This window comes from Ferrovibrio terrae (assembly GCF_007197755.1).
GTDB classification, from domain to species: domain Bacteria; phylum Pseudomonadota; class Alphaproteobacteria; order Ferrovibrionales; family Ferrovibrionaceae; genus Ferrovibrio; species Ferrovibrio terrae.
The window spans coordinates 1,394,775-1,415,048 of the sequence record NZ_CP041636.1; the positions used below are offsets into that span (position 1 = coordinate 1,394,775).

At 64.3% G+C, this 20,274-nt stretch carries 16 protein-coding genes and 1 tRNA gene; 10 read left to right on the forward strand and 7 right to left on the reverse strand.

Annotation, left to right across the window (positions count from 1 at the left end; genetic code table 11):
- Positions 1-169: 169 nt before the first annotated feature.
- The 3 genes from FNB15_RS06820 to FNB15_RS06830 all read left to right on the forward strand — a co-directional run bounded on the left by FNB15_RS06820 (position 170) and on the right by FNB15_RS06830 (position 4,362).
- Positions 170-901 carry a TetR/AcrR family transcriptional regulator gene (locus FNB15_RS06820; protein WP_144067982.1) on the forward strand — a complete coding sequence of 244 codons (732 nt, stop codon included), beginning with the start codon at positions 170-172 and terminating at the stop codon, positions 899-901.
- A 102-nt stretch (positions 902-1,003) separates the two neighbouring features.
- Positions 1,004-2,893, forward strand: a complete 1,890-nt coding sequence (locus FNB15_RS06825; RefSeq protein WP_144067983.1) for a bifunctional sugar phosphate isomerase/epimerase/4-hydroxyphenylpyruvate dioxygenase family protein — start codon at positions 1,004-1,006, stop codon at positions 2,891-2,893.
- A 107-nt stretch (positions 2,894-3,000) separates the two neighbouring features.
- Positions 3,001-4,362, forward strand: a complete 1,362-nt coding sequence (locus FNB15_RS06830) for a vanadium-dependent haloperoxidase (protein ID WP_144067984.1) — start codon at positions 3,001-3,003, stop codon at positions 4,360-4,362.
- 58 nt (positions 4,363-4,420) lie between these two features.
- Here FNB15_RS06830 and FNB15_RS06835 read toward each other — a convergent pair whose 3' ends face one another.
- Genes FNB15_RS06835 through FNB15_RS06845 form a run of 3 tightly spaced genes read right to left on the reverse strand, consistent with a single transcriptional unit; the run spans position 4,421 to position 7,393 of the window.
- Positions 4,421-5,380, reverse strand: a complete 960-nt coding sequence (locus FNB15_RS06835; RefSeq protein ID WP_144067985.1) for a VOC family protein — start codon at positions 5,378-5,380, stop codon at positions 4,421-4,423.
- A 15-nt stretch (positions 5,381-5,395) separates the two neighbouring features.
- Complete coding sequence (locus tag FNB15_RS06840; protein ID WP_144067986.1) at positions 5,396-6,388, reverse strand: zinc-dependent alcohol dehydrogenase family protein; 993 nt, start codon at positions 6,386-6,388, stop codon at positions 5,396-5,398.
- Positions 6,389-6,412: 24 nt separating this feature from the next.
- Positions 6,413-7,393 carry a Bug family tripartite tricarboxylate transporter substrate binding protein gene (locus FNB15_RS06845; RefSeq protein WP_144067987.1) on the reverse strand — a complete coding sequence of 327 codons (981 nt, stop codon included), beginning with the start codon at positions 7,391-7,393 and terminating at the stop codon, positions 6,413-6,415.
- Between the two features lie 138 nt (positions 7,394-7,531).
- On the opposite strand from FNB15_RS06845, the gene FNB15_RS06850 reads away from it, so the two are divergent.
- The 6 genes from FNB15_RS06850 (at position 7,532) to FNB15_RS06875 (ending at position 14,385) form a co-directional block, all read left to right on the forward strand.
- Complete coding sequence (locus FNB15_RS06850; protein ID WP_144067988.1) at positions 7,532-8,263, forward strand: GntR family transcriptional regulator; 732 nt, start codon at positions 7,532-7,534, stop codon at positions 8,261-8,263.
- 39 nt (positions 8,264-8,302) lie between these two features.
- Entirely contained in the window at positions 8,303-9,169 is an 867-nt protein-coding gene (locus tag FNB15_RS06855) for a fumarylacetoacetate hydrolase family protein (RefSeq protein WP_144067989.1), read from the forward strand.
- 4 nt (positions 9,170-9,173) lie between these two features.
- Positions 9,174-9,752, forward strand: a complete 579-nt coding sequence (locus tag FNB15_RS06860; protein ID WP_144067990.1) for an amino acid synthesis family protein — start codon at positions 9,174-9,176, stop codon at positions 9,750-9,752.
- A gap of 135 nt (positions 9,753-9,887) precedes the next feature.
- Positions 9,888-12,563, forward strand: a complete 2,676-nt coding sequence (gene ligD / locus FNB15_RS06865; RefSeq protein WP_185973747.1) for a DNA ligase D — start codon at positions 9,888-9,890, stop codon at positions 12,561-12,563.
- Between the two features lie 11 nt (positions 12,564-12,574).
- Positions 12,575-13,525, forward strand: a complete 951-nt coding sequence (gene ku / locus FNB15_RS06870) for a non-homologous end joining protein Ku (protein ID WP_144067992.1) — start codon at positions 12,575-12,577, stop codon at positions 13,523-13,525.
- Positions 13,526-13,608: 83 nt separating this feature from the next.
- Positions 13,609-14,385 carry an SDR family NAD(P)-dependent oxidoreductase gene (locus tag FNB15_RS06875; protein ID WP_144067993.1) on the forward strand — a complete coding sequence of 259 codons (777 nt, stop codon included), beginning with the start codon at positions 13,609-13,611 and terminating at the stop codon, positions 14,383-14,385.
- 36 nt (positions 14,386-14,421) lie between these two features.
- Here FNB15_RS06875 and FNB15_RS06880 read toward each other — a convergent pair.
- A tRNA-Arg gene (locus tag FNB15_RS06880) sits at positions 14,422-14,498 on the reverse strand.
- 212 nt (positions 14,499-14,710) lie between these two features.
- Between FNB15_RS06880 and FNB15_RS06885 the strand changes: the two genes are divergently transcribed.
- Positions 14,711-15,208, forward strand: coding sequence for a hypothetical protein (locus FNB15_RS06885; protein WP_144067994.1), 498 nt, complete (start codon positions 14,711-14,713; stop codon positions 15,206-15,208).
- A 299-nt stretch (positions 15,209-15,507) separates the two neighbouring features.
- Here the strand turns inward: FNB15_RS06885 and FNB15_RS06890 are convergent, their stop codons facing one another.
- The 3 genes from FNB15_RS06890 to modB all read right to left on the reverse strand — a co-directional run bounded on the left by FNB15_RS06890 (position 15,508) and on the right by modB (position 20,249).
- Positions 15,508-18,378: a helicase-related protein gene (locus tag FNB15_RS06890; protein ID WP_185973748.1), complete on the reverse strand. Its 2,871-nt coding sequence runs from the start codon at positions 18,376-18,378 to the stop codon at positions 15,508-15,510.
- Positions 18,379-18,462: 84 nt separating this feature from the next.
- Positions 18,463-19,563 carry a molybdenum ABC transporter ATP-binding protein gene (modC, locus tag FNB15_RS06900; protein ID WP_144067996.1) on the reverse strand — a complete coding sequence of 367 codons (1,101 nt, stop codon included), beginning with the start codon at positions 19,561-19,563 and terminating at the stop codon, positions 18,463-18,465.
- Positions 19,560-20,249 (reverse strand): molybdate ABC transporter permease subunit, encoded by a 690-nt coding sequence (gene modB / locus FNB15_RS06905; RefSeq protein ID WP_144067997.1) that lies wholly within the window; start codon positions 20,247-20,249, stop codon positions 19,560-19,562. Before modB ends, modC begins: the two co-directional genes overlap by 4 nt.
- Between the last annotated feature and the right edge of the window lie 25 nt (positions 20,250-20,274).

The following is a 20,274-nucleotide window of genomic DNA, read 5'->3' on the forward strand; positions in this document are numbered from 1 at the left end:
AACGCCGAGGCCCGGTTTCGTCCCGTTCCGGGCGCAGCAGCTGAGAAAAATCTCTTTGATTCTGGCCGCGTTAGCTATTTGAAATGCAACCGACCGAGGGCAGTATGCAGCAGAGTCCACCACCTGCGCGCTGGGGCAGCCCCGCCGCGCCGGCAAGAAAAACCAACCCATGACCCCCTCTGCAAAGCAACGCGCTGCCAAGAAGAAACCTGCAAAGAAAGCAGCGCCGCCCAGGAAGGCTGCCGAGCCCGCTCCTGCGCCGCGCCATGCCGGCGCCAAGGCGCGCGCGCCCGAGGCGACCAAGCAGGACATCATCGACGTGGCGACGCGCGAATTCGCGCAGAACGGCCTGTCGGGCGCGCGCGTCGACGAGATCGCCGCCAAGACCGGCTCCAGCAAGCGGATGATCTATTACTATTTCGGCGACAAGGACGGTCTGTACCTTGCCGTGCTGGAAGAAGCCTATCGCAAGGTGCGCACCACCGAGGCACAGCTCGATCTCGAACATCTGCGGCCGACGGATGCGTTGAAAAAGCTGGTCGAATTCACCTTCGATCACCATCATTCCAATGAGGCCTTCATTCGCCTGGTGATGATCGAGAATATCCACCATGGTGAATATCTGGCGCGTTCGAAGACGATTCAGGATCTCAACGTCTCGGCCATCGGCGAGCTGGAGCGCGTCTATCAGCGCGGCCTGCAGGACGGCATTTTCCGCAAAGGCCTGAATGCCATCGAACTGCACTGGCAGATCAGCGCGCTGGCCTTCTTCAACGTCTCGAACCGCGCGACGTTTTCGCAGATTTTCCGTGTCGATCTCACGTCGAAGAAGGCGGTCGCCAGCCTGCGCTCGCAGGTGGTCGACATGGTGTTGCGCAACGTCCTGAAGCATCCGGGCTGAACTAAACCGTGGCGGCGGCGTTCTGCTGCCAGATTCGTCTCGACGTGTTTTGTACGAACTAGTCCGCTCAAAGGCGGCAAGACCTCTCGAGGAGGCATCCAGATGAAGACATCCATCGCCACCGTCACGCTCAGCGGCACGCTGGTCGAAAAGCTGCAGGCGATCTCGGCCGCCGGGTTCGACGGCGTGGAGATATTCGAAAACGACTTCCTCGCCTTCGATGGCAGCCCGCGGGAAGTCGGCCAGATGGTGCGCGATGCCGGGCTGCAGATCACGCTGTTTCAGCCATTCCGCGACTTCGAGGGCATGCCCGAGCCGCAGCGCGCCCGCACCTTTGACCGCGTCGAGCGCAAGTTCGACATCATGCAGGAACTCGGCACCGACCTGATGCTGGTCTGCTCGAATGTCTCGCCGCTGTCGCTCGGTGGCATCGACCGCGCCGCCGACGATTTCCGCGAACTGGGTGAGCGCGCCGCCAAACGGGGCCTGCGCGTCGGTTACGAGGCGCTGGCCTGGGGCCGGCATATCCACGATCACCGTGATGCCTGGGAAATCGTGCGCCGCGCCGATCACCCAAATATCGGGCTCATCCTCGACTCCTTCCACACGCTGGCGCGCAAGATCGATCCGGCCTCGATCCGCGCCATTCCGAAAGACAAGATTTTCATCGTGCAGTTGGCCGATGCGCCGATGATCGAAATGGAGCTGCTGCACTGGAGCCGGCATTACCGCAACATGCCGGGCCAGGGCGACCTGCCGGTGGTGCCGTTCATGCGCGCGGTCGCGGCGACCGGCTATGACGGTCCGCTGTCGCTGGAAATCTTCAACGACCAGTTCCGCGGCGGCTCGCCCAAGGCGATTGCAGTCGACGGCAAGCGTTCGCTGGTCAACCTGATGGACCGCGTGACGCGCGAGGAACCCGGCACGAAAATCGCCGTGCCGGAAATCCCCGACCGTATCCGCGCGACCGGCGTGGAATTCCTCGAATTCGCCGCCAACGAGCAGGAAGCGGCCGAGCTCAGCACGCTGTTCCGCACTTTCGGCTTTTCTCGCGCGGCGAAACACAAGTCGAAAGATGTCACGCTGTGGCGTCAGGGCGATATCAATCTCCTGGTCAACACCGAACGTGACGGCTTCGCCCATGCCGCCTATCTGATGCATGGCACCAGCGTCTGCGATATCGGGCTTCGCGTGGAAGACGCCGCCGCCACGGTGGCGCGCGCCCGTGCGATGGGCGCCGATCCCTTCGAGCAGGCGGTCGGTCCCGGTGAACTGAAGATTCCGGCCATCCGCGGCGTCGGCGGCGGCGTGATGCATTTCATCGACAGCCGCAGCGATCTGTCGCGGCTGTGGGAGATCGACTTCGAGCCGGTGCGCGATGACGGTGCAGCAATAGACGCCGGCCTCACGCGCGTCGATCATGTGGCGCAGACCATGAACTATGAGGAAATGCTAACCTGGATCCTGTTCTACACCTCGATCTTCGCCACGCATAAGACGCCGATGGTGGATATCGTCGATCCCGGCGGGCTGGTGCGCAGCCAGGTGATCGAGAACGCCGAAGGCAGCCTGCGCCTCACGCTCAACGGCGCCGAGAACAGCCGCACTCTAGCCGGCCATTTCATCGCCGAAAGCTTCGGCTCGGCCGTGCAGCATCTCGCCTTTGCCAGCGACGATATCTTCAGGACGGTCGCGGCGATGAAGCAGAACGGTTTCCGGCCGCTCAGCATCTCGCCGAATTACTATGACGATATCGAGGCGCGCTTCGGGCTGGAGCCGGAGCTGCTGGATGCTCTGCGCGACCACAACATCCTGTATGACCGCGATTCAGAGGGCGAGTATTTCCAGATCTACAGTCCGAACTACGGCGAGGGATTTTTCTTCGAGGTCGTGCAGCGCCGCAAATACAGCGGCTACGGCGCGCCGAATGCCACTTTCCGCATCGCCGCGCAGAAACGGCATCTGCGGCCGAAGGACAGAGTTGAGATCTGAGTCTGTACGCCCTATGGGTTATGCCGCTGGTGACCAGTTCTAACTAAGAACTGGAGAGTCACGGCGCGTTGGTCGATTGGAAGGGGTCACTCACTGAGAGAACTCCAATGACCAAACCGAAACGTTTCATTCCCCTCCTCGTCGCCAGCGCGATCGCTGCGCTCGCACCACTTGCCGCATCTGCTGCCGATATCGCCGGTCTCACGCCGCGCGCCGAAGGCTGGCTGGTCAAGTCGTCCAGGGATATCGCCATCGATCCCGTGCCTGCCAATCTGCAGGGCGAGACCGACGCGCTGAAGGCCATCGTCGCAAAACGCTCGAAGGAAGATCTTGCGCGTTTCAAATGGTGGTCGGTCGGCGGCCCGGTCTATCGCTGGAACGAGATCGTCATCGAGGAAGTGCAGGATGCCTTCGTGACCCTGCCGCTGGTCGCGCGCCATCTTGCGCTGTTCCATGCCGCACTGGATGACGCCATCGCCACCAGCCAGCGGCATCGCGCCGCTGCCTATCGTGTGCGCGGGCAGGCTGTCGATGCCGCACTGACAAGCAAGCTCACGCCGGCGGCACTGGCGCCATCCGATTATGCGGCCGTCGCCACCGCCGCCGCCGGGGTGCTGGGGTATCTCTTCCCGGCACGCGCCGACGTCTACGCCGCGAAGGCCGAAGCCGCGATCCAGTCACGGCTCTCTGCGGGGGTTGAATTCCCCTATGAAGCCAATGCGGGCCGCGCCATCGGCAGGCAGGTCGTCGCGCTCGCCATCGCGCGCGGCAAGTCTGACCGGTCGGATGCCAAATGGGATGGTGCCGTGCCCACGATGGACGGCCAGTGGAAAAGCGCCGCGCCGCCGATCGCGCCGGCGGCGGCAAGCTGGCAGCCCTGGCTGCTCGCGCATCCGAGCGAACTGCGCCCGGCCGCACCGCCGGCTGTTGGCTCTGATCGGTTCAAGACCGACATGGCTGAGCTGAAGGCCTTCCAGCGCACGCCGAAATCCAACCATCGTGCGACCTACTGGGAAGTGTTCGGTGGCGCGCGGGCGCATTCGCTGTGGAACGAGGTCACCCGCACCAAGCTGATGGAGTATAACGTTGCCGCGGAAGTGGCGGCGCGGGTGCTCGCCGTGATGAATATCGCCTTTGCCGATGCCGGCGTGGCCTGCTGGGACGCGAAATACGTTTACTGGTATCCGCGTCCCGGCATGGTGGACCCCGAGTTCAAGTCGGTCTTCCCCTCGCCGAACCATCCGTCCTATCCGTCGGCGCATAGCTGCTTCTCGACGTCGGCGGCGACGGTGCTGTCGCGTCTCTTCCCCGCCGACGCCGAACGCATTCTCGCGATTGGCAAGGAAGCCTCGGAGGCCCGCATCTGGGCCGGCATTCACTACCGCTTCGATCTGGAAGCCGGCCAGGAGATCGGCCGCAAGGCCGGCGACAAGGCGCTGGCGCGCGGCTTTATCGGCCGCACGAACTGATCGCCTGAGTCTGAATGGAGAAGCCGCCGGCGTCAGAACCGGCGGCTTTTTCAGCAGCTTACCGGCTGGCGGCGTCGCGGAAGGCCTGCGGCGCCTGCGGGCCCCATTGCGAATGCAGGCCGGTGCTTTTCGGATGCTTGCGGTACTCGTGGCTGTTGTTCAGCACATCCGTATCGGTCCAGTGCTCATGCACGCGGCCCCAGGGATCCATCCAGTAGTCGAAAACCTGCGCACCCAGCGTATGGCGGCCCAGACCCCAGAGATGCAGGTCGGGATATTTCTGCATCAACGTGTCATGTCCGGTGGCGAGGTCGTCGAAATCCTGCACCTCGAAGGAGACATGATTCATGCCCGAACTGGCGTGGCGGCCGAACATCATCACATGGTGATCGACATAGTCCGGCCCGGCATCGACGCGGTTGAAGCTGGCCAGCAACGTGTCGGGATCGTCTTCCATATGCACGTCGTCGGAGGCGACGATGCCGAGATGGCGCTGCGCCCAGGCGACCGATTTCTCGATCTCAGGCGTGCTGATCACCACATGGCCGATGCGCTTGACCAGCGACGGGCGATGCTCGACGCGCAACAGCTTGCCCGGCCGCGCGGTCTTGTTCGCACCGAAATTGAAGGCATTGGCTTCGGCCTGCAGCGGCGCGGCGCTTTCGACGCCCCACACCACTTCCAGCTCCATGCCGTTGTGTTCCCTGATGCGCACGCGCTTGCCGCCGCCGGGCTCATCTAGGTCTTCGACAGCCGAGGCCCCGTCGCCTTCGCGCGACAGCTTGTGCAGGTCCTCCAGCGACTGCGCCCAGAAGGCGATGCGCAGCACGGCCGGATCGCCCTTCTCGGTGATGTGGATATGGTGCGACGGGTCGGTGCCGCGCATATACAGCTTGTCGCCGCTGCGCTCGGCGCGCACCAGGCCGAAAGTGGTCAGATATTCCTCGGCCTTGTCGAGGTCGGGCGAGCGCAGCCTGATCCAGGCGATGTCCTTGATGCGGATGATGGGCGTAACCATGCTTGCCTCTACGCTTTACGGAACCAGAAGAATCTTGCCGAGTGAATCGCCGCGCTCGATCCTGCGATGCGCTTTGGCCGCATCATTCAGCGGCAGCTTCACGGAGACCACCGGGCGAATGGCCCTCTTGCCCAGCATGTCGATCACCTCGCTCATGATCTGGCGGCGCAAGGCCGGATCGGCGTCCAGCGTGTGCATCGAGAAGCAGCGCAAGGTCAGGCTTTTGGTCAGCAGGTTGCGCATCTCGGCGAAAATGTCACCCGGCGGATTGCCCGCCACGGCATTGAACGACACCAGCGTGCCCCAGGGCGCCAGCATTTTCAGCCCGTCGAACAACCCCGCGCCGCCGACATGATCGAGCACGAGGTCGACACCGCGGCCATCGGTTAATTCCAGCACACGGCCGAGCACGTTTTCGCGTCTGTAATCGATCACATGATCGGCGCCCTGTTCACGGGCAAAGCGCTCTTTATCAGGCGAGCTGACGCTGCCGATCACCGTGAGGTCGAGATGCCGGGCGATCTGCACGGCGGCAGAGCCGACACCGCCGGCGGCACCGGCGATGAAAATGCTTTTCAGCTTGCGTGCCTGCAGCACGTCGCGCAGCATCGCCCAGGCCACCTGGTAATTCGGCAGGCAGGCGGCTTCGTCGAGGTCGACGCTGTCGGGCAGCGCAAACGGCGCGGCCTCGGGCACGACCATGCACTCGGTGTAGCAGCCGCCGCGCTGCGCCAGTTCGCGCGCGGTGACGAGCACCTTCTGCCCGACCTGCAGTTTGCTCACGCCATCGCCGAGGGCGGCGACGCGCCCGCTCAGGTCGCTGCCCGGGCTGGTGGGCAGTGGCGGCATCCATTTGTATTTGCCGGTGCGGATCAGGACATCGGGCCAGCCGACGCCAATCGCCTCGGCCCTGACCAGAACTTCTCCCCTGCCCGGCGCGGGAGTGGCAACATCGGCGGGCTCGAGAACCTCGGGCCCGCCGGTCTTATGAATGACAACGGTCTTCACGTTGTTACGCTGCCTGTTTCCGGCTCATTCCTGCTGCGGAATATTCGCCTTCTTGATCACGTCGGTCCAGCGTGCGGCCTCCGAGGCCACCATGGTCTTCATCGCCTCCGGCGTGCTGCCCTGCACATCGCCGCCGACCACCTCTTCCAGACGCGCCTTCACCTCAGGCCGCGCCAGCGACTGCTGGATGGCGGCGTTGAGCCTGGCGACAATCGGCGCCGGCGTGCCCTTTGGCGCGAAGATGCCGGCCCAGGTGCGGACATCGAAGCCCGGCAGCGCGCTTTCGGCCACCGTCGGCACGGTCGGCATATCGCGGAAGCGCGTCGGCGAACTCACCGCCAGCGCCTTGAGCTTGCCGGCCTTGAGCTGCGGTGCCACCGTCACCGTGGTGGCAATGATGATAGGCAGATCGCCGCTGAGAAGCCCGGTGAAGGCGGCCGCCTCGCCACGATAGGGCACATGGTTCCACTGGATGCCGGCCACCGAGCCGAGCAGTTCGCCGGTCAGATGATGCGTCGAGCCGACGCCGGCGGAGCCGTAATCCAGCTTGCCCGGATTGGCCTTGGCGTAGGCGATCAGCCCCTTCATGTCATTGGCGGGGAAATCCGGCTTTGCCGCGATGGAAAACGCGTAATAGACGACGGTCGAAACCATCTCGAAACTGTCGACCGGATGGAACGGCAGACTCTTGTATAGGCCGGCCGAGACGGCGTGACCGCCAGTCGGCAGCCCGATCGTGTAGCCGTCGGGTGCCGCAGTAGCGACCGCGCGCGAGGCATTGTTGCCGCCGGCGCCCGGGCGCTGCTCGACCACGATCGGCTGCTTCAGGATTTCGCCCATCGGCTGGGCCAGGATGCGCGAGATCGCATCGGCGGTGCCGCCGGCGGCAAAGCCATGGATCAGCGTGATCGGACGGGACGGGAAGTCCTGGGCGACAGCGAGCGGTGCCGCGGCGGCAATGGAAAGGCCGAGGCCAAGCCCGGCGACAGCAAAGAGTCCACGCATTTGTTTCTTCTCCCTAGACTTTTTCTGCGGTTTTCCGTCCCGGCCTGCTATTTAGTCGGCCGAGATGAACCATACGTATTTGCATTAAGAGGAGTTTTATGCATAATGTCCAGAAGAATGCATAAAGAATCTTCGAGCATGGACCAGCACACTGCCGCGACCGCTCTTGGCGCAGACCGCCCCGAAGCCGAAACCACCCTGGTGGAAAAGGCCTATGGCGTGCTGCGCAAGGCGATCGTGCGGGGCGAACTGCTGCCCGGCGACAAGCTGAAGATCGACGTGCTGCAGAAACAGCATGCGATTTCCAGCAGCCCGCTGCGCGAGGCGCTCAATCGACTGACCGCCGAAGGGCTGGTGACATCCGAAGGCAACCGTGGCTTCCGCGTCGCGCCGATCTCACTCGAGGACCTGGCCGATATCGTACACCTGCGCATCGTGCTGGAGCGCCAGGCGGTCGAGGCCTCCATTGCCGAAGGCGGCGACAACTGGGAAGCCAGCGTGGTCGCGGCCTTCTACCGGCTGGAGCGCGAGGAAAAGCGCATCTTCGAGGAACAGGCGGCGCTGAACGAAGAATGGAGCCAGCGCCATCGCGATTTCCACATGGCGATGATGTCGGGCGGCCGCTCGAAGCGCCTGATCAACATGGTGGCCAACCTGTTCGATCAGGCCGAGCGCTATCGCCGCCTGTCGGCCGTCTATCGCAAGGGGCCGAAGAACAAGAGCAATGAGCACAAGCGGCTGATGGATGCCGTGCTGTCGCGCGATCCGGTGCTGGCCGCCGAGCGGTTGCGCGAGCATGTCGAGAAGACCGCGCAGAATGTTGTCAACGCCATGAAGGCGAAACAGGCCGAAGCCGAACCGGCCGAGTGAACTCATCCAGTCCAGGCGTATCCAGGGAGACGTGATTTTATGAAGCTGGCATCCTTTACCGTCAAAGGTCGCGAGAGTTATGGCGCCGTGCAGGGCGACAAGATGGTGGACCTCGGCCAGCATTTCTCCGGCAAGCATGCCACGCTGGCCGATTTCATTGGCAGCAGTGATTTCGCCAGCCGCGACAAGATCATCGCCGGACTGAAGGCCGATCTGGCGCTGAACGACGTCAAGCTGCTGCCGGTCATTCCGCGGCCGGAAAAGATCGTCTGCCTCGTGCGCAACTACATGGACCATCATCAGGAGGTGCTGGCTGCCGGCATGCACCGCGAGCTGTCGGAGTTTCCGCCGATCTTCCTGCGCGTCTGGCGTTCGCAGGTGGCGCATGGCGAGCCGATCATCCGCCCGAAAGTCTCCGAGCAGCTCGACTGGGAAGGCGAGATGGCGGTGATCATCGGCAAGGGCGGGCGTCATATCGCCAAGGAAGATGCCTTCAACCACATCGCCGGCTATGCCTGCTACAACGACGCCAGCATCCGTGAATGGCAGTTCCATGCCAAGCAGATCGCGGCGGGCAAGAATTTCCAGGGCACCGGTGCCTTCGGTCCGTGGATGGTGACGGCCGATGAGGTTCCGGAACCCGAGAATCTTAAACTGGAGCTGCGCATCAATGGCAAGACCGAACAGTCGTCGAATACCAGCAACCTGATCTTCAAGATCCCGACCATCGTCAACTACTGCTCCACCATCTTCGACCTGGTGCCGGGCGACGTGCTGGTGACCGGCACGCCGGCTGGCGTGGGCTGGAGCCGCAAGCCGCCGCAGTTCATGAAGCATGGCGATACGGTGGAAGTCGAGATCGAGAAGCTCGGCATCCTGCGCAACCCCGTCGTCAACGAAGCCTGACGCCATGTGGAAAGTCCGTAAGTTCGTCACCAATGTTGAAGACGTTCTGCACGACCGTGGACCGGACCTTGCAAAACCGCTCCGCATCGGCACGGCCGCTGTCGTGGTGCAGAACCCTTACGCCGGGAAATATGTCGAAGATCTCATGCCCGGCATGGAAGCGCTGAACGCGCTCGGCCGCGACGTCGCCCAGCGTCTGCTCAAGGCGCTGGAGGCCAAACCGGCCGAGATCGAGGCCTACGGCAAGGGCGCCATCGTCGGCGCCGACGGCGAGCTGGAACACGGCGCCATGTGGCATCCGTCGGGCGGCTGGGGCATGCGCGCCATCCTCGGTGATACCAAGGCCATCGTGCCGGCCGGCAAGATGGTCGGCCCGGTCGGCGTGCGCCTGATGATGCCGCTCGGGCATGTCAATGCGGCCTATGTGCGCTCGCATTTCCATACTGTCGGTGTCAGCATCGACGACGCACCGCGCGCCGATGAAATCGTCTATGCGCTCGGCATGGCCACGGGTGGCCGGCCGCATGCGCGTCTCGGCGGCCTGGCCGCCAAGGACATCAAGGGCGAAGACGGCCTGCGCTGAGCGGCTGTCATACGATCCAGATTTTGTAGGCCGCCCGGAAACGGGCGGCCATATCTGCTGTTCCGCTTCGCTCGGTGAACTGCGCTACGCATACCAGCGTTTGTTGCACAGGATTTCTGTGTAACGGAGCGGAGCTTGGCCGGCGGCATTCAGACCTACAACAAGAAACGCGATTTCCGGAAAACGGCGGAGCCGCGCGGCGAGGTGGGCAAGCCCTCGAAGGGCCTGCCGAAATTCGTCATCCAGAAACACGATGCCTCGCATCTGCATTACGACTTCCGCCTCGAAATCGGCGGCGTGCTGACCAGCTGGGCTATCCCGAAGGGCCCGAGCCTCGATCCCGGTGAAAAGCGCCTCGCGGTGCGCACCGAAGACCATCCGATGAAATACGGGTCGTTCGAGGGCACCATCCCCGAAGACGAATATGGCGGCGGCACGGTGATGCTGTGGGATCAGGGCACCTACAAGCCGGCCGGCAATCCGCGCGAGGGCCTGAAAAAGGGCGACCTGAAATTCGAACTGCGCGGCAAACGGCTGCGTGGCAGTTTCGTGCTGGCCCGCATGCGCCCGCGCGGCAACGAAAAGCGCGAGAACTGGCTGCTGATCAAGCATCGCGACGCCACGGCACGGCCGGGCAGCAAGGATGCCGTGGTCAAGGAGCATACCGAGTCCGTCGAGACCGCCCGCGCGATGACAGAGATCGCCGAGGGCGAGGCCGTCTGGCATTCCAGCCGGACAGGTGCGAAGAAGACCGGCAAGACGACATCCCGCAAGCTGAAAGAGGAAAAGGCCGTCGCACCTCCGAAGCGGCGTATCGCCAGTGTCGATGTGGCGAAACTGAAAGGTGCAAAGAAGGGCCCCCTGCCGGCGAAGATTTCGCCACAGCTCGCGACCCTGGTGGAGGAGCCGCCACCGGGCAAGGGCTGGATCAGCGAGATCAAGTTCGATGGCTACCGCATGGTGGCGCGCATCAACAACGGCAAGGTGAAAATCTACAGCCGCAACGGCAATGTCTGGACCACCAGGCTGCCGACCATCGCCAAATCGTTGGCCAGGCTGAAGGTGAAGCAGGCCTGGCTCGATGGTGAAATCGTCGTGCTGGACGATGAGGGCAAGAGCAATTTCAGCAAGCTGAAAGATGCCCTGGGAGGCGAAGACCAGCGCAGCATCTTCTTCTTCGCCTTCGATATCCTGTATCTCGATGGCTACAACACCGCGGGCTGCAGCCAGATCGACCGCAAGCGGCTGCTGGACTCCGTGCTGGGCGATACGCCGCCAGCTTTCATTCGCTACAGCGATCATATGGCCGAGGCACCGGAGGCGATCCAGCACCGCGCCTGCCAGATGCATCTGGAAGGCATCATCGTCAAGCAGGCGGATGCGCCTTACCGGCAGGCGCGCACGCGCAACTGGCTGAAGCTGAAATGCGTGCAGCGCGAAGAATTCGTCGTGATCGGCTACACCGATCCGCAGGGTACGCGTACCGGCTTCGGTGCGTTGCATCTGGGCTATTACGACAAGGGTGGCGAACTGCATTACGCCGGCGGCGTCGGCACCGGCTTCAACACGAAGAAGCTGGTGGCGATGGAAAAGACGTTGTCGAAAATGACGCGGCGCATTCCGCCGGCGATCTGGATTCATGGCGAGAAACCACCCGCCAAAATGCACTGGGTACGGCCCGAGATGGTGGTGGAGACCCAGTTCATCGACTGGACCGGGGCCGGGTCGGTGCGCCATGCGGTCTTTATGGGCATCCGCGACGACAAGCAGGCCACGGATGTGGTGCGCGATCCGCCGACGGAAGCGAAAAGCCGGTTCAGCGGCACCGGCACCATTGTGCGCGCCGCCAAAGCCAAGCCGAAGACGAAGAAAGCCAAGACGCCGCCGAAGGCGCGCAAGGACGTGCCGGAGATCATCGACAACCGGGGCGCCGACGATGGCGCGGTGCGGCTGACCCATCCCGACAGGATTCTCTGGCCCAGACAGAAGCTGACCAAGCAGGACCTGGCCGACTACTGGGAGCGGGCGGCGGTTTTCGCCTTGCCCTTCATCGCCAACCGCCCGCTGGCGCTGGTGCGTACCCCGGACGGCATCGACGGCGAGCAGTTTTTCCAGAAGAAAATCAGCCGCGGCTTTCCGAAGCAGATTCTCGATCTGGAACTGGAGGGCGAGCAGCTCATCGCCATCGACGGGCTGGACGGATTTCAGGCGCTGGCGCAGATGTCGGCCATCGAACTGCATCCCTGGGGCAGCAGCATCGAGGACATCTCCGCACCGGATGTCATCGTCATGGACCTCGATCCCGATGCCGGCCTCGACTTCGAGGATGTCATCCAGGCCGCGCGCGACCTGCGCGATGCGCTCAAGTCGGTCGGGCTGACCGCCTTCTGCAAGACCACCGGCGGCAAGGGGCTGCATGTCGTCGTGCCCTTCCAGCCCGAACTCGGCTGGGATGAGGTGAAGGCCTTCGCCCGCTCGATCGCGACCGCCTTTGCCACCTCCGATCCGAAGCGCTTCACCGATACGCTGGCGAAAAAGGCGCGCAAGGGACGCATCTTCATCGACTATCTGCGCAACGGCCGCGGTGCGACGGCGGTGGCTCCGTTCAGTCCGCGCGCGCGGCCCGGCGCCACGATTGCCATGCCGCTGACATGGACGCAGGTCAAACCCGGCCTCGATCCGGCCGACTACACCATCCAGCTTTCCGAAAAGCAGCTGCGCGCCGGCGCGGCGGCCTGGAAAGAGTATTTCGACGTGCAGAAAAAACAGCGCATCACCGCCAAGATGCAGCGCGCGTTCAAGTCCATCTAGGAGACATCACCATGGCCAGACGCAAAGCCCGTAAGAAAAAGACGCTGCCGGCCCGTCCGCTGTGGCGCGGACATCTGAAGCTGTCGCTGGTCAGCTGTCCGGTCGCGCTGTTCAACGCCATCTCGGAGAGCGAGGATATCCACCTGCATTTCCTCAACCCCGATACCGGCAACCGCATCCGCTACCAGTCGATCGACGCCGAAACCGAAGACGTGGTGGAACGTGCCGATCTGGTGAAGGGCTACGAATTCCAGAAGGATCGCTATGTCACCCTGACGAACGACGAGCTGGACGACCTGAAGATCGAATCCAGTTCGGTGATGACCATCGAGCAATGCGTCGAGGATGGCGAGATCGATCCACGCTATTTCGAGCGGGCCTATTATCTCATCCCGGACGGCGATGCTGGTGAAGATGCCTTTGCGGTGATCCGCGATGCGCTGCAGAAATCCGGTTTTTACGCCATCACCCGCGCCGTCATCGCCCGCAAGGAGCGCGTGATTGCCCTGAAACCCTGCCAGAAGGGCTTCATGGGCTGGGCGCTCCGCGAGGCCAGCGATATCCGCGATACCGATACCTTCTTCGACGACATCGAAGCTGGCCGTGCCAGCCGCGACGAGGTGTCGATCGCGCTCAAGCTGGTGAACCAGAAGAAGGGCAGGTTCGATCCTGACAAATTCGATGACCGCTACGAGAAGCGTCTGCGCCAGCTGATCGACGCCAAACTTGAAGGCGTCGAGCTTGAGCCGGAAGAGATCGAGGAGGAGCCCAAGGTCATCAACCTGATGGACGCATTGAAGAAGTCTCTGAGTCAGGGCAAGGGCGGTCGTCGCGGTCCCTCCAATGACAACGAGGGCGCACGCAAAAGCGCCAGTGTCCACAAGCTGACGCCCAGGAAGAAAACCGCGAAGAAGAAAACCGCCGGAAAGAAAAAAACCGCCAAAGCCAGAAAGCGGGCCTAGAGGCCATGGACGTTGCCGACATTCCGGTGTGATATGCCGCCCTGATATTTCGGGCAGCATTCAGAGCATCGGGAAGATTCGACATGAGACTTGCTGGAAAAGTTGCCGTTGTCACCGGCGCGGCGCAGGGCATCGGCCGGGCTTGCGCCGAGCGCTTCCTGAAGGATGGCGCCAAGGTTGTGATCGGCGACGTCAACGAGGCCCAGCTGGCCAGCGCGGCCGCTGATCTGGGCAATCCAGGCGGGCTGGCAACCTTGCGCACCGATGTATCAAAACGCGCCGATGTCGATGCGCTGGTGAAACTGGCCGCCGACAAGTTCGGCCGGCTCGATATCATCGTCAACAATGCCGGTATCGCCCGCAGCCAGCAGTTCCTCGACATCACCGAGGAAGACTTCGAAACCGTTCTGGGCATCAACCTGAAGGGCGCCTTCTTCGGCACGCAGGCGGCGGCGCGGCAGATGATCAGCCAGGGCAGTGGTGGCGTGGTTATCAACATGTCGTCGGTCAATGCGCTGCTGGCGATCCCGACGCTCAGCACCTATGCAATGTCGAAGGGCGCCATGAACCAGCTGACCACCACGGCGGCGGTCGCGCTGGCGCCGCACAATATCCGTGTCGTCGGCATCGGTCCGGGCACGATCCTGACCGAGCTGGTGGCGCAGCAGATCATGACCTCGGATGCGGCGCGCAAGTCGGTGCTGTCGCGCACGCCGATCGGCCGCTGCGGCGAGCCCAGCGAAGTCGCTTCCGTGGCAGCTTTCCTCGCCAGCGAGGATGCGTCCTACGTCACCGGCCAGACCGTGTATGTCGATGGCGGCCGGATGGTGCTGAACTACACGGTGCCGGTGAAGGACTAGGGCGGTAAAGTCGCTGATTTTCCGATATGGGAAAATTGGCGTCCCCGGAGAGATTCGAACTCCCGACCCGCTGCTTAGGACGCAGCCGCTCTATCCAGCTGAGCTACGGAGACGCACGCGGCGGACCCTAGCGCCTGTCCCCGTCTGCCGCAACCACCGCCGTCGCAAAGCCCGGGATTGGCGAGTTTTTCCGGCGGTTTGCGGCATATCCGAAAAGTAACTGCGTATCGGTGCCGGGGCGATGGCAGAGTGCGCCTCGCCGGTCGACGTCCTCCTGCGCGGGGCCGTCTCTTCCCCAGGATCGCCGGCACAGCGAGGAGCGTCCATGATGTCGCAGTCCTATATCGATCTCGCCCGCCAGCATCTGCATGACGGCGCCAGCTTCATCGGCGTCGCCTCGATCACTCCGGCCATGACCGCCGGCATCGCCCCGCTGGAAGACTGGATTGCCGCGATCGAGAATGCCTATCACGGCCTGCTCTGCCTCGTGGCCGCCCAGGCCAACCTGCATGCCATCGCGCCGATCACGGCCGCCGACCTGCAGGCGATCAGCGAAGAGCGCGGCATCGGCCAGCATGTGCGCGACCTGCTCGGCCCCTATTCCATCGGTCATCATGCCCCGCTGGCGAAAATGCCGGTGGCGGAACGCCTGCAGTTCCTCGGCCTGATCGTGCTCGAACTTCAGGTCGTGCAGGGAGATCTGGTCGCCCAGCAGCGCGACTGGGTGCTCGATGCCGTCGCCATGAGCGATATCGATGCCGCCATGCAGCGCCTGCTCACGGCTTTGCGCCTGGCCGAAACCGGCACGCAGCTGCGCCTTTAAGCCGGGCTGACCAGAAGGGTCATCCAGAGATGGCGCGGCGTCACCATCCTCCGGCAATAATTGCTGGCCGGTATAGCCGCTCCGGCTCGTCTGGCCGCAGCCGCTCGGTCCGGTCGCGGCGGCTGGCCGCGCATCCCGCAGCGAAACCGTCCCCCGCTTTCCAGGGCCGGCCCCAGCCACGCCGTCGTCATTCCGCGCGGGCTGTACCGCATATTCCGGCTGTGGGCGGTCCGCTCCAGCCGCCGACAGACGCGCGGCACTGACCGCGCTTTAAACCACGGATCGCCTGAAAGCGGAAATCAGCGCTTCTTGCCGCCGCCTTTGTGCTGTGGCTTCTGCGGCTGCTTTTGCGCCTGCTGTTTCAGCGCCAGCAGCGCCGCGAAAGGCGAGTCGGCCATCTTGGCCTCGTCGGCCTTGCGTTTTTCCTGTTCGCGTTCGCGCTTGGCGACGATCGCCTTGTGCGAGCGTAAGTAAAGCGTGACGTCTTCCTTGGTCTCGGGGTCGCGCGCGGTGATGGTCTTGTAGCCCAGCGCCCAGAACAGGCGCTGCAGTTCCTCGGCCCCGCAACCGGCCAGGTTCATCCAGGCGGTGTCGGCGATGAAGCTGCCCGGTGGACCGAGGCGCTTCTTCGGCTTCGGCGCTGCTTCGGTTGGCGGCGCTGCCGGCGGCGCGGCATCGGCTTTCACGTGGGCGGCGAGCGCGGCCAGTGCGGCGGCCTCATCGACCGGTTCAATCGCAGCCGGCTCTTCTGCCACGGCCCCTTCTGCCAAGGCTTCTTCAATCTGCGTCTCTTCAGCAACCGCCTCCGGCTTTGCCGCCTCAGGCTTGCCGCCATGCCCAGATCTGTCTTTCTGGGGCTTGTCGTAGCCGGCCTTGCGCGAGGCCATCTCGGCCTGGCGCGCGCCTTCGGCGATGCGCTGCACGATGTCCAGGCGATAGGCCTGGCGTCCGGCCCGCAGGAAGCCTGCTGCCAGCCACCAGGCATCGTCGCGCCATTCCAGCAGCGGCACCGAGGTGAGCCCCGGCGTCGGCGGCGCGTCCGGCTCCTTGCCGTTGGCAATCGCCCAGAGCAGGGTCTTCAGCTGCGTCGGCTTGGGCTTCAGCAGTTTGGTGGCCAGGATATGCGTCTCGCCGAAGCTGACGCCCATCTTGCGCAAGGGATGCCGCTCTGCCTGGCCCATGTTGCGCACCAGATCGGACACATCGTCGCGTTTCAGCGCGCCCAGATTCTCGGCCAGCTGGAAAGCCAGGCCGCGTGCCGCGCCTTTCAGCTCGGCATCGCGCAGGCGATACAGATCGCCCAGATGCTGGCGCAGATGGCGCTTCAGCCAGCCGGTCAGCTTCTCTTCCACCGCCTTGCGCGTCTCACTGGGCAGCTGGTCGTCGGCCAGCAGGCTGACCTTGGGCTCCAGCATCTCGTTGCCCTTGACCAGCACAGCCAGCGTCACCGCGTCCTTCTCGGGCGTGATGCGCAGGATGCCGCCCTCGGGCGACAGCGCAAAGGCGTCGTCGGACAACTCGATCAGCGCAGCGGCGCGTTCGGCCAAAGCCGGGCCCAGCACGCGCAGGGCAGCCGAGCGCAGGATGCGGCGCTGTTCCACGGTGTCATGGCCGATCGGGCGGAAACGCAGGCCATGCAGGTGGCCGATGATCTCGCCTTCCACGGTCAGCGCGTCATCGTCGCCCAGCTTCACATCCAGCGTGGCCGGATCTTCCTCCAGCCCGCGACTCAGCACGCTGGTGCGGCGGTCGACAAAGCGCTCGGTCAGCTTTTCATGCAGTGCATCCGACAGGCGGTCCTCGATGGAGCGCGTCTTGCTCTGCCAGCTCAGCGGATCGTCCATCCAGCCGCCGCGATGCGTCACGGTCGTCCAGGTGCGGATATGCGCCAGCCGTTGCGACAGCGTGTCGATATCGCCATCGGTGCGGTCGATGTTGCGCAGCTGCCCCGCCACCCAGTCGCTGGGCAGCCGGCCATCGCGATCGCACAGATGCACATAGATCTGCGACAGCAGACGCGCATGGCTGTCATGCAGGTCCTTGGCGAAATCCGGAATCGCGCAGACCTGCCACAGCAGTTCGACGCGGTCCTTGGTTGTGGCACGCTCCTGCACGGCGGCATCTTCGCGCAGCGCCTGCAGTGACAGAAGGTCGTCGGCGTCGCGACCGCGCGTCAGGCTCTCGCGCGGCGGCGGCAGTTCCAGTGTTTTGATCAGGGCTTCCACGCTGCGGAAATCCAGATCGTTGTTGCGCCAGCGCGCCGCGGTCACCGGCTCGAAGCGATGATTCTCGATCCGCTCGATCAGGTCGGGGTCCATCGCCGGGCAGTCGGCTGTCGTGCCAAACGTGCCGTTGCGCATGTGCCGGCCGGCGCGGCCGGCAATCTGCGCCACCTCGGCCGGCATCAGCGACCGCATGCCGACGCCATCGAACTTGGTCATCTCGGCAAAGGCCATGTGTTCGATATCGAGATTGAGGCCCATGCCGATGGCATCGGTCGCCACCATCACATCGACATCACGATTCTGGAACAGCGCCACCTGGGCATTGCGCGCCCGCGGACTCAGCGCGCCCAGCACCACGGCCGCACCTCCCCGTTGGCGCCTTACCTGTTCGGCGATGGCATAGACGTCGCTGGCCGAGAAGGCCACGATGGCGGAACGCTTGGGCAGCCGCGACAGTTTCTTGGCGCCGGCATAGGTCAGCTGGGACAGGCGCGGCCGGGCGATGAATTCGGCATTCGGCACCAGCCGCTTGATCAGGCCGCGCATGGTGTCGGCGCCGAGGAACATGGTCTCTTCCATGCCCCGCGCATGCAGCAGGCGATCCGTGAAGACATGGCCGCGTTCGGCATCGGCGGCGAGCTGCACTTCGTCGATGGCGAGGAAGTCGTAAGCACGGTCGAGCGGCATCGCCTCGACCGTGCAGACGAACCACTGCGCACCCTTCGGGATGATCTTTTCTTCGCCGGTCACCAGCGCCACGGCGCGGTCGCCCTTGATCTGGACGGCCCGATCATAAATTTCCCGCGCCAGCAGCCGCAGCGGCAAGCCGATGATGCCGCTGCGATGGCTCAGCATGCGCTCGACGGCCAGATGGGTCTTGCCGGTATTGGTCGGGCCCAGCACGCAGAGGATGCGGCCCTTCACGGTGGTTTTCAGCTCGGTCACGGCGGAAGCTTTCTGAAACGACCGCTCATCACTCCGGCGGCGCGGCATTATAGGGCGCTGCTTGCGCCTGCCTCAACTGCCGGGCTAAGGGCGATTGCGCCCCAGGCTGCCGCCATCCAGCGCCACGGTCTTCACCATGGCATAGACGGGTTTGCCGGGCCGGAGGCCGAGCCGGTCGGCTGACAGGCGCGTGATGCGGGCCAGCATGGTGTCGCCGTGGCAGTCCAGCCGCACTTCCACCTGCGGGCCGTCCCCGCTCGGTTTCAACTCGGCCACCGTGCCCTGCAGGATATTGAGCGCGCTGGTGTCCGGCGGCGGGCTCAGCGCCAGCGTCACATCGCGGGCGCGGATACGGATGCGTAAAGATGTGCCGATCGCGCGGCCCTCCAGCCTGGGCACCAGGAATTCGCCGGCGCGCGTCTGCAGCACGCTCAGGCCCCAGGCCTCGTCATGGCGAAGCAGCGTCGCGGCCAGCACCGCGCCGGCCTCGTAGCGCCCGGTCAGCGGAAACAGGTCGAGCCGCGCGGTCAGATCCTCGACGCTGCCGACCGCCTGCACGCGGCCGTCCGACAGCAGCACCACCGTGTCGGCCAGCCGCGTCACTTCCGGGATGGCATGGCTGACATAGACGATGGGCAGCCGCAGCTCGTCGCGCAGACGCTCCAGATAGGGCAGGATCTCCTCCTTGCGCGCGCCATCCAGCGCGGCCAGCGGCTCGTCCATCAGCAGGAGCTCCGGGCGCGCCAGCAGCGCGCGGCCGATGGCGACGCGCTGCTTCTCGCCGCCCGACAGCGTGGCCGGCCGACGCTGCAGCAGCGGCGCGATGCCGAGCAGCGCGACGATATGGTCGAACTCGATATTGTCCTGCCGACGCGCAAAGAAGCGTCCGAACAGCAGGTTGTTGCGCACGGTCAGATGCGGGAACAGCCGCGCTTCTTGGAACACATAGCCGATGCGGCGCCGGTGCGGCGGCACATTGATGCCGGCCTGCGTGTCGTTCAGCACGCGACCGTTGATGCTGATGCGCGCGCGTCTGGGCGTCAGCAACCCGGCGATGGCGTTGACCAGCGTGGTCTTTCCCGCGCCCGAACGGCCGAACAAGGCGGTCAGCCCCGGCGCGCAGGCAAACCGCGCCTGCAGCGCGAAGCCGCCATAGTCATGCGTGATGTCGACTTCGAGCGTCATCCGAGGATTCTTCTCGCGCTGCGCCGCGCCAGCAGCTCGCTGAGCACCAGCGCGACGGCGGCGATCACGATCGAGACCAGGGTCAGGCGCAGCGCCTGCGCGTCGCCGCCGGGCACCTGGGTAAAGCTGTAGATCGCGGTCGGCAGGGTCTGCGTCTCGCCGGGGATGTTGGAGACAAACGTCACCGTCGCGCCGAATTCACCGAAGGCGCGCGCGAAGCTCAGCACCACGCCGGCCAGTATTCCCGGTAAACTGAGCGGCAGTGTCACGGTCAGGAAGACCAGTGCGGGATGCGCGCCCAGCGTTCGCCCGGCGGCTTCGAGTTTCGGGTCGACGGCTTCCATCGACAGGCGGATGGCGCGCACCAGCAGCGGAAAGCCCATCACCGCGCAGGCCAGGGCCGCGCCGGTCCAGCGGAAGGCGAAGACAATCCCGATCTCGGCGAGCCAGCCGCCAACCAGGCCGCGCCTGCCGAACAGCAGCAGCAGCAGATAGCCGGTGACGACCGGCGGGATGATCAGCGGCAGATGCACCAGCGCATCCAGCAGCGCCTTGCCGGGGAAGGTTTTGCGCGCCAATAGCCATGCAATCAGAACGCCAAACGGCAGACTGCCGATGGTGGCAACGCTCGCCACCTTGAGGCTCAGCAGGATCGCGGTGGTTTCTTCGGGGGTGAGGGTCATCATCTCAAAACCGTCATGCCCGGGCTTG

Excerpts from the sequence above, each read along its gene's own strand:
- FNB15_RS06820 (WP_144067982.1), top strand. The coding sequence starts at position 170 with ATGACCCCCTCTGCAAAGCAACGCGCTGCCAAGAAGAAACCTGCAAAG.
- FNB15_RS06825 (WP_144067983.1), top strand. The coding sequence starts at position 1,004 with ATGAAGACATCCATCGCCACCGTCACGCTCAGCGGCACGCTGGTCGAA.
- FNB15_RS06830 (WP_144067984.1), top strand. The coding sequence starts at position 3,001 with ATGACCAAACCGAAACGTTTCATTCCCCTCCTCGTCGCCAGCGCGATC.
- FNB15_RS06835 (WP_144067985.1), bottom strand. The coding sequence starts at position 5,380 with ATGGTTACGCCCATCATCCGCATCAAGGACATCGCCTGGATCAGGCTG.
- FNB15_RS06845 (WP_144067987.1), bottom strand. The coding sequence starts at position 7,393 with ATGCGTGGACTCTTTGCTGTCGCCGGGCTTGGCCTCGGCCTTTCCATT.
- FNB15_RS06850 (WP_144067988.1), top strand. The coding sequence starts at position 7,532 with ATGGACCAGCACACTGCCGCGACCGCTCTTGGCGCAGACCGCCCCGAA.
- FNB15_RS06855 (WP_144067989.1), top strand. The coding sequence starts at position 8,303 with ATGAAGCTGGCATCCTTTACCGTCAAAGGTCGCGAGAGTTATGGCGCC.
- FNB15_RS06860 (WP_144067990.1), top strand. The coding sequence starts at position 9,174 with ATGTGGAAAGTCCGTAAGTTCGTCACCAATGTTGAAGACGTTCTGCAC.
- ku (WP_144067992.1), top strand. The coding sequence starts at position 12,575 with ATGGCCAGACGCAAAGCCCGTAAGAAAAAGACGCTGCCGGCCCGTCCG.
- FNB15_RS06875 (WP_144067993.1), top strand. The coding sequence starts at position 13,609 with ATGAGACTTGCTGGAAAAGTTGCCGTTGTCACCGGCGCGGCGCAGGGC.
- FNB15_RS06885 (WP_144067994.1), top strand. The coding sequence starts at position 14,711 with ATGATGTCGCAGTCCTATATCGATCTCGCCCGCCAGCATCTGCATGAC.
- modC (WP_144067996.1), bottom strand. The coding sequence starts at position 19,563 with ATGACGCTCGAAGTCGACATCACGCATGACTATGGCGGCTTCGCGCTG.
- modB (WP_144067997.1), bottom strand. The coding sequence starts at position 20,249 with ATGATGACCCTCACCCCCGAAGAAACCACCGCGATCCTGCTGAGCCTC.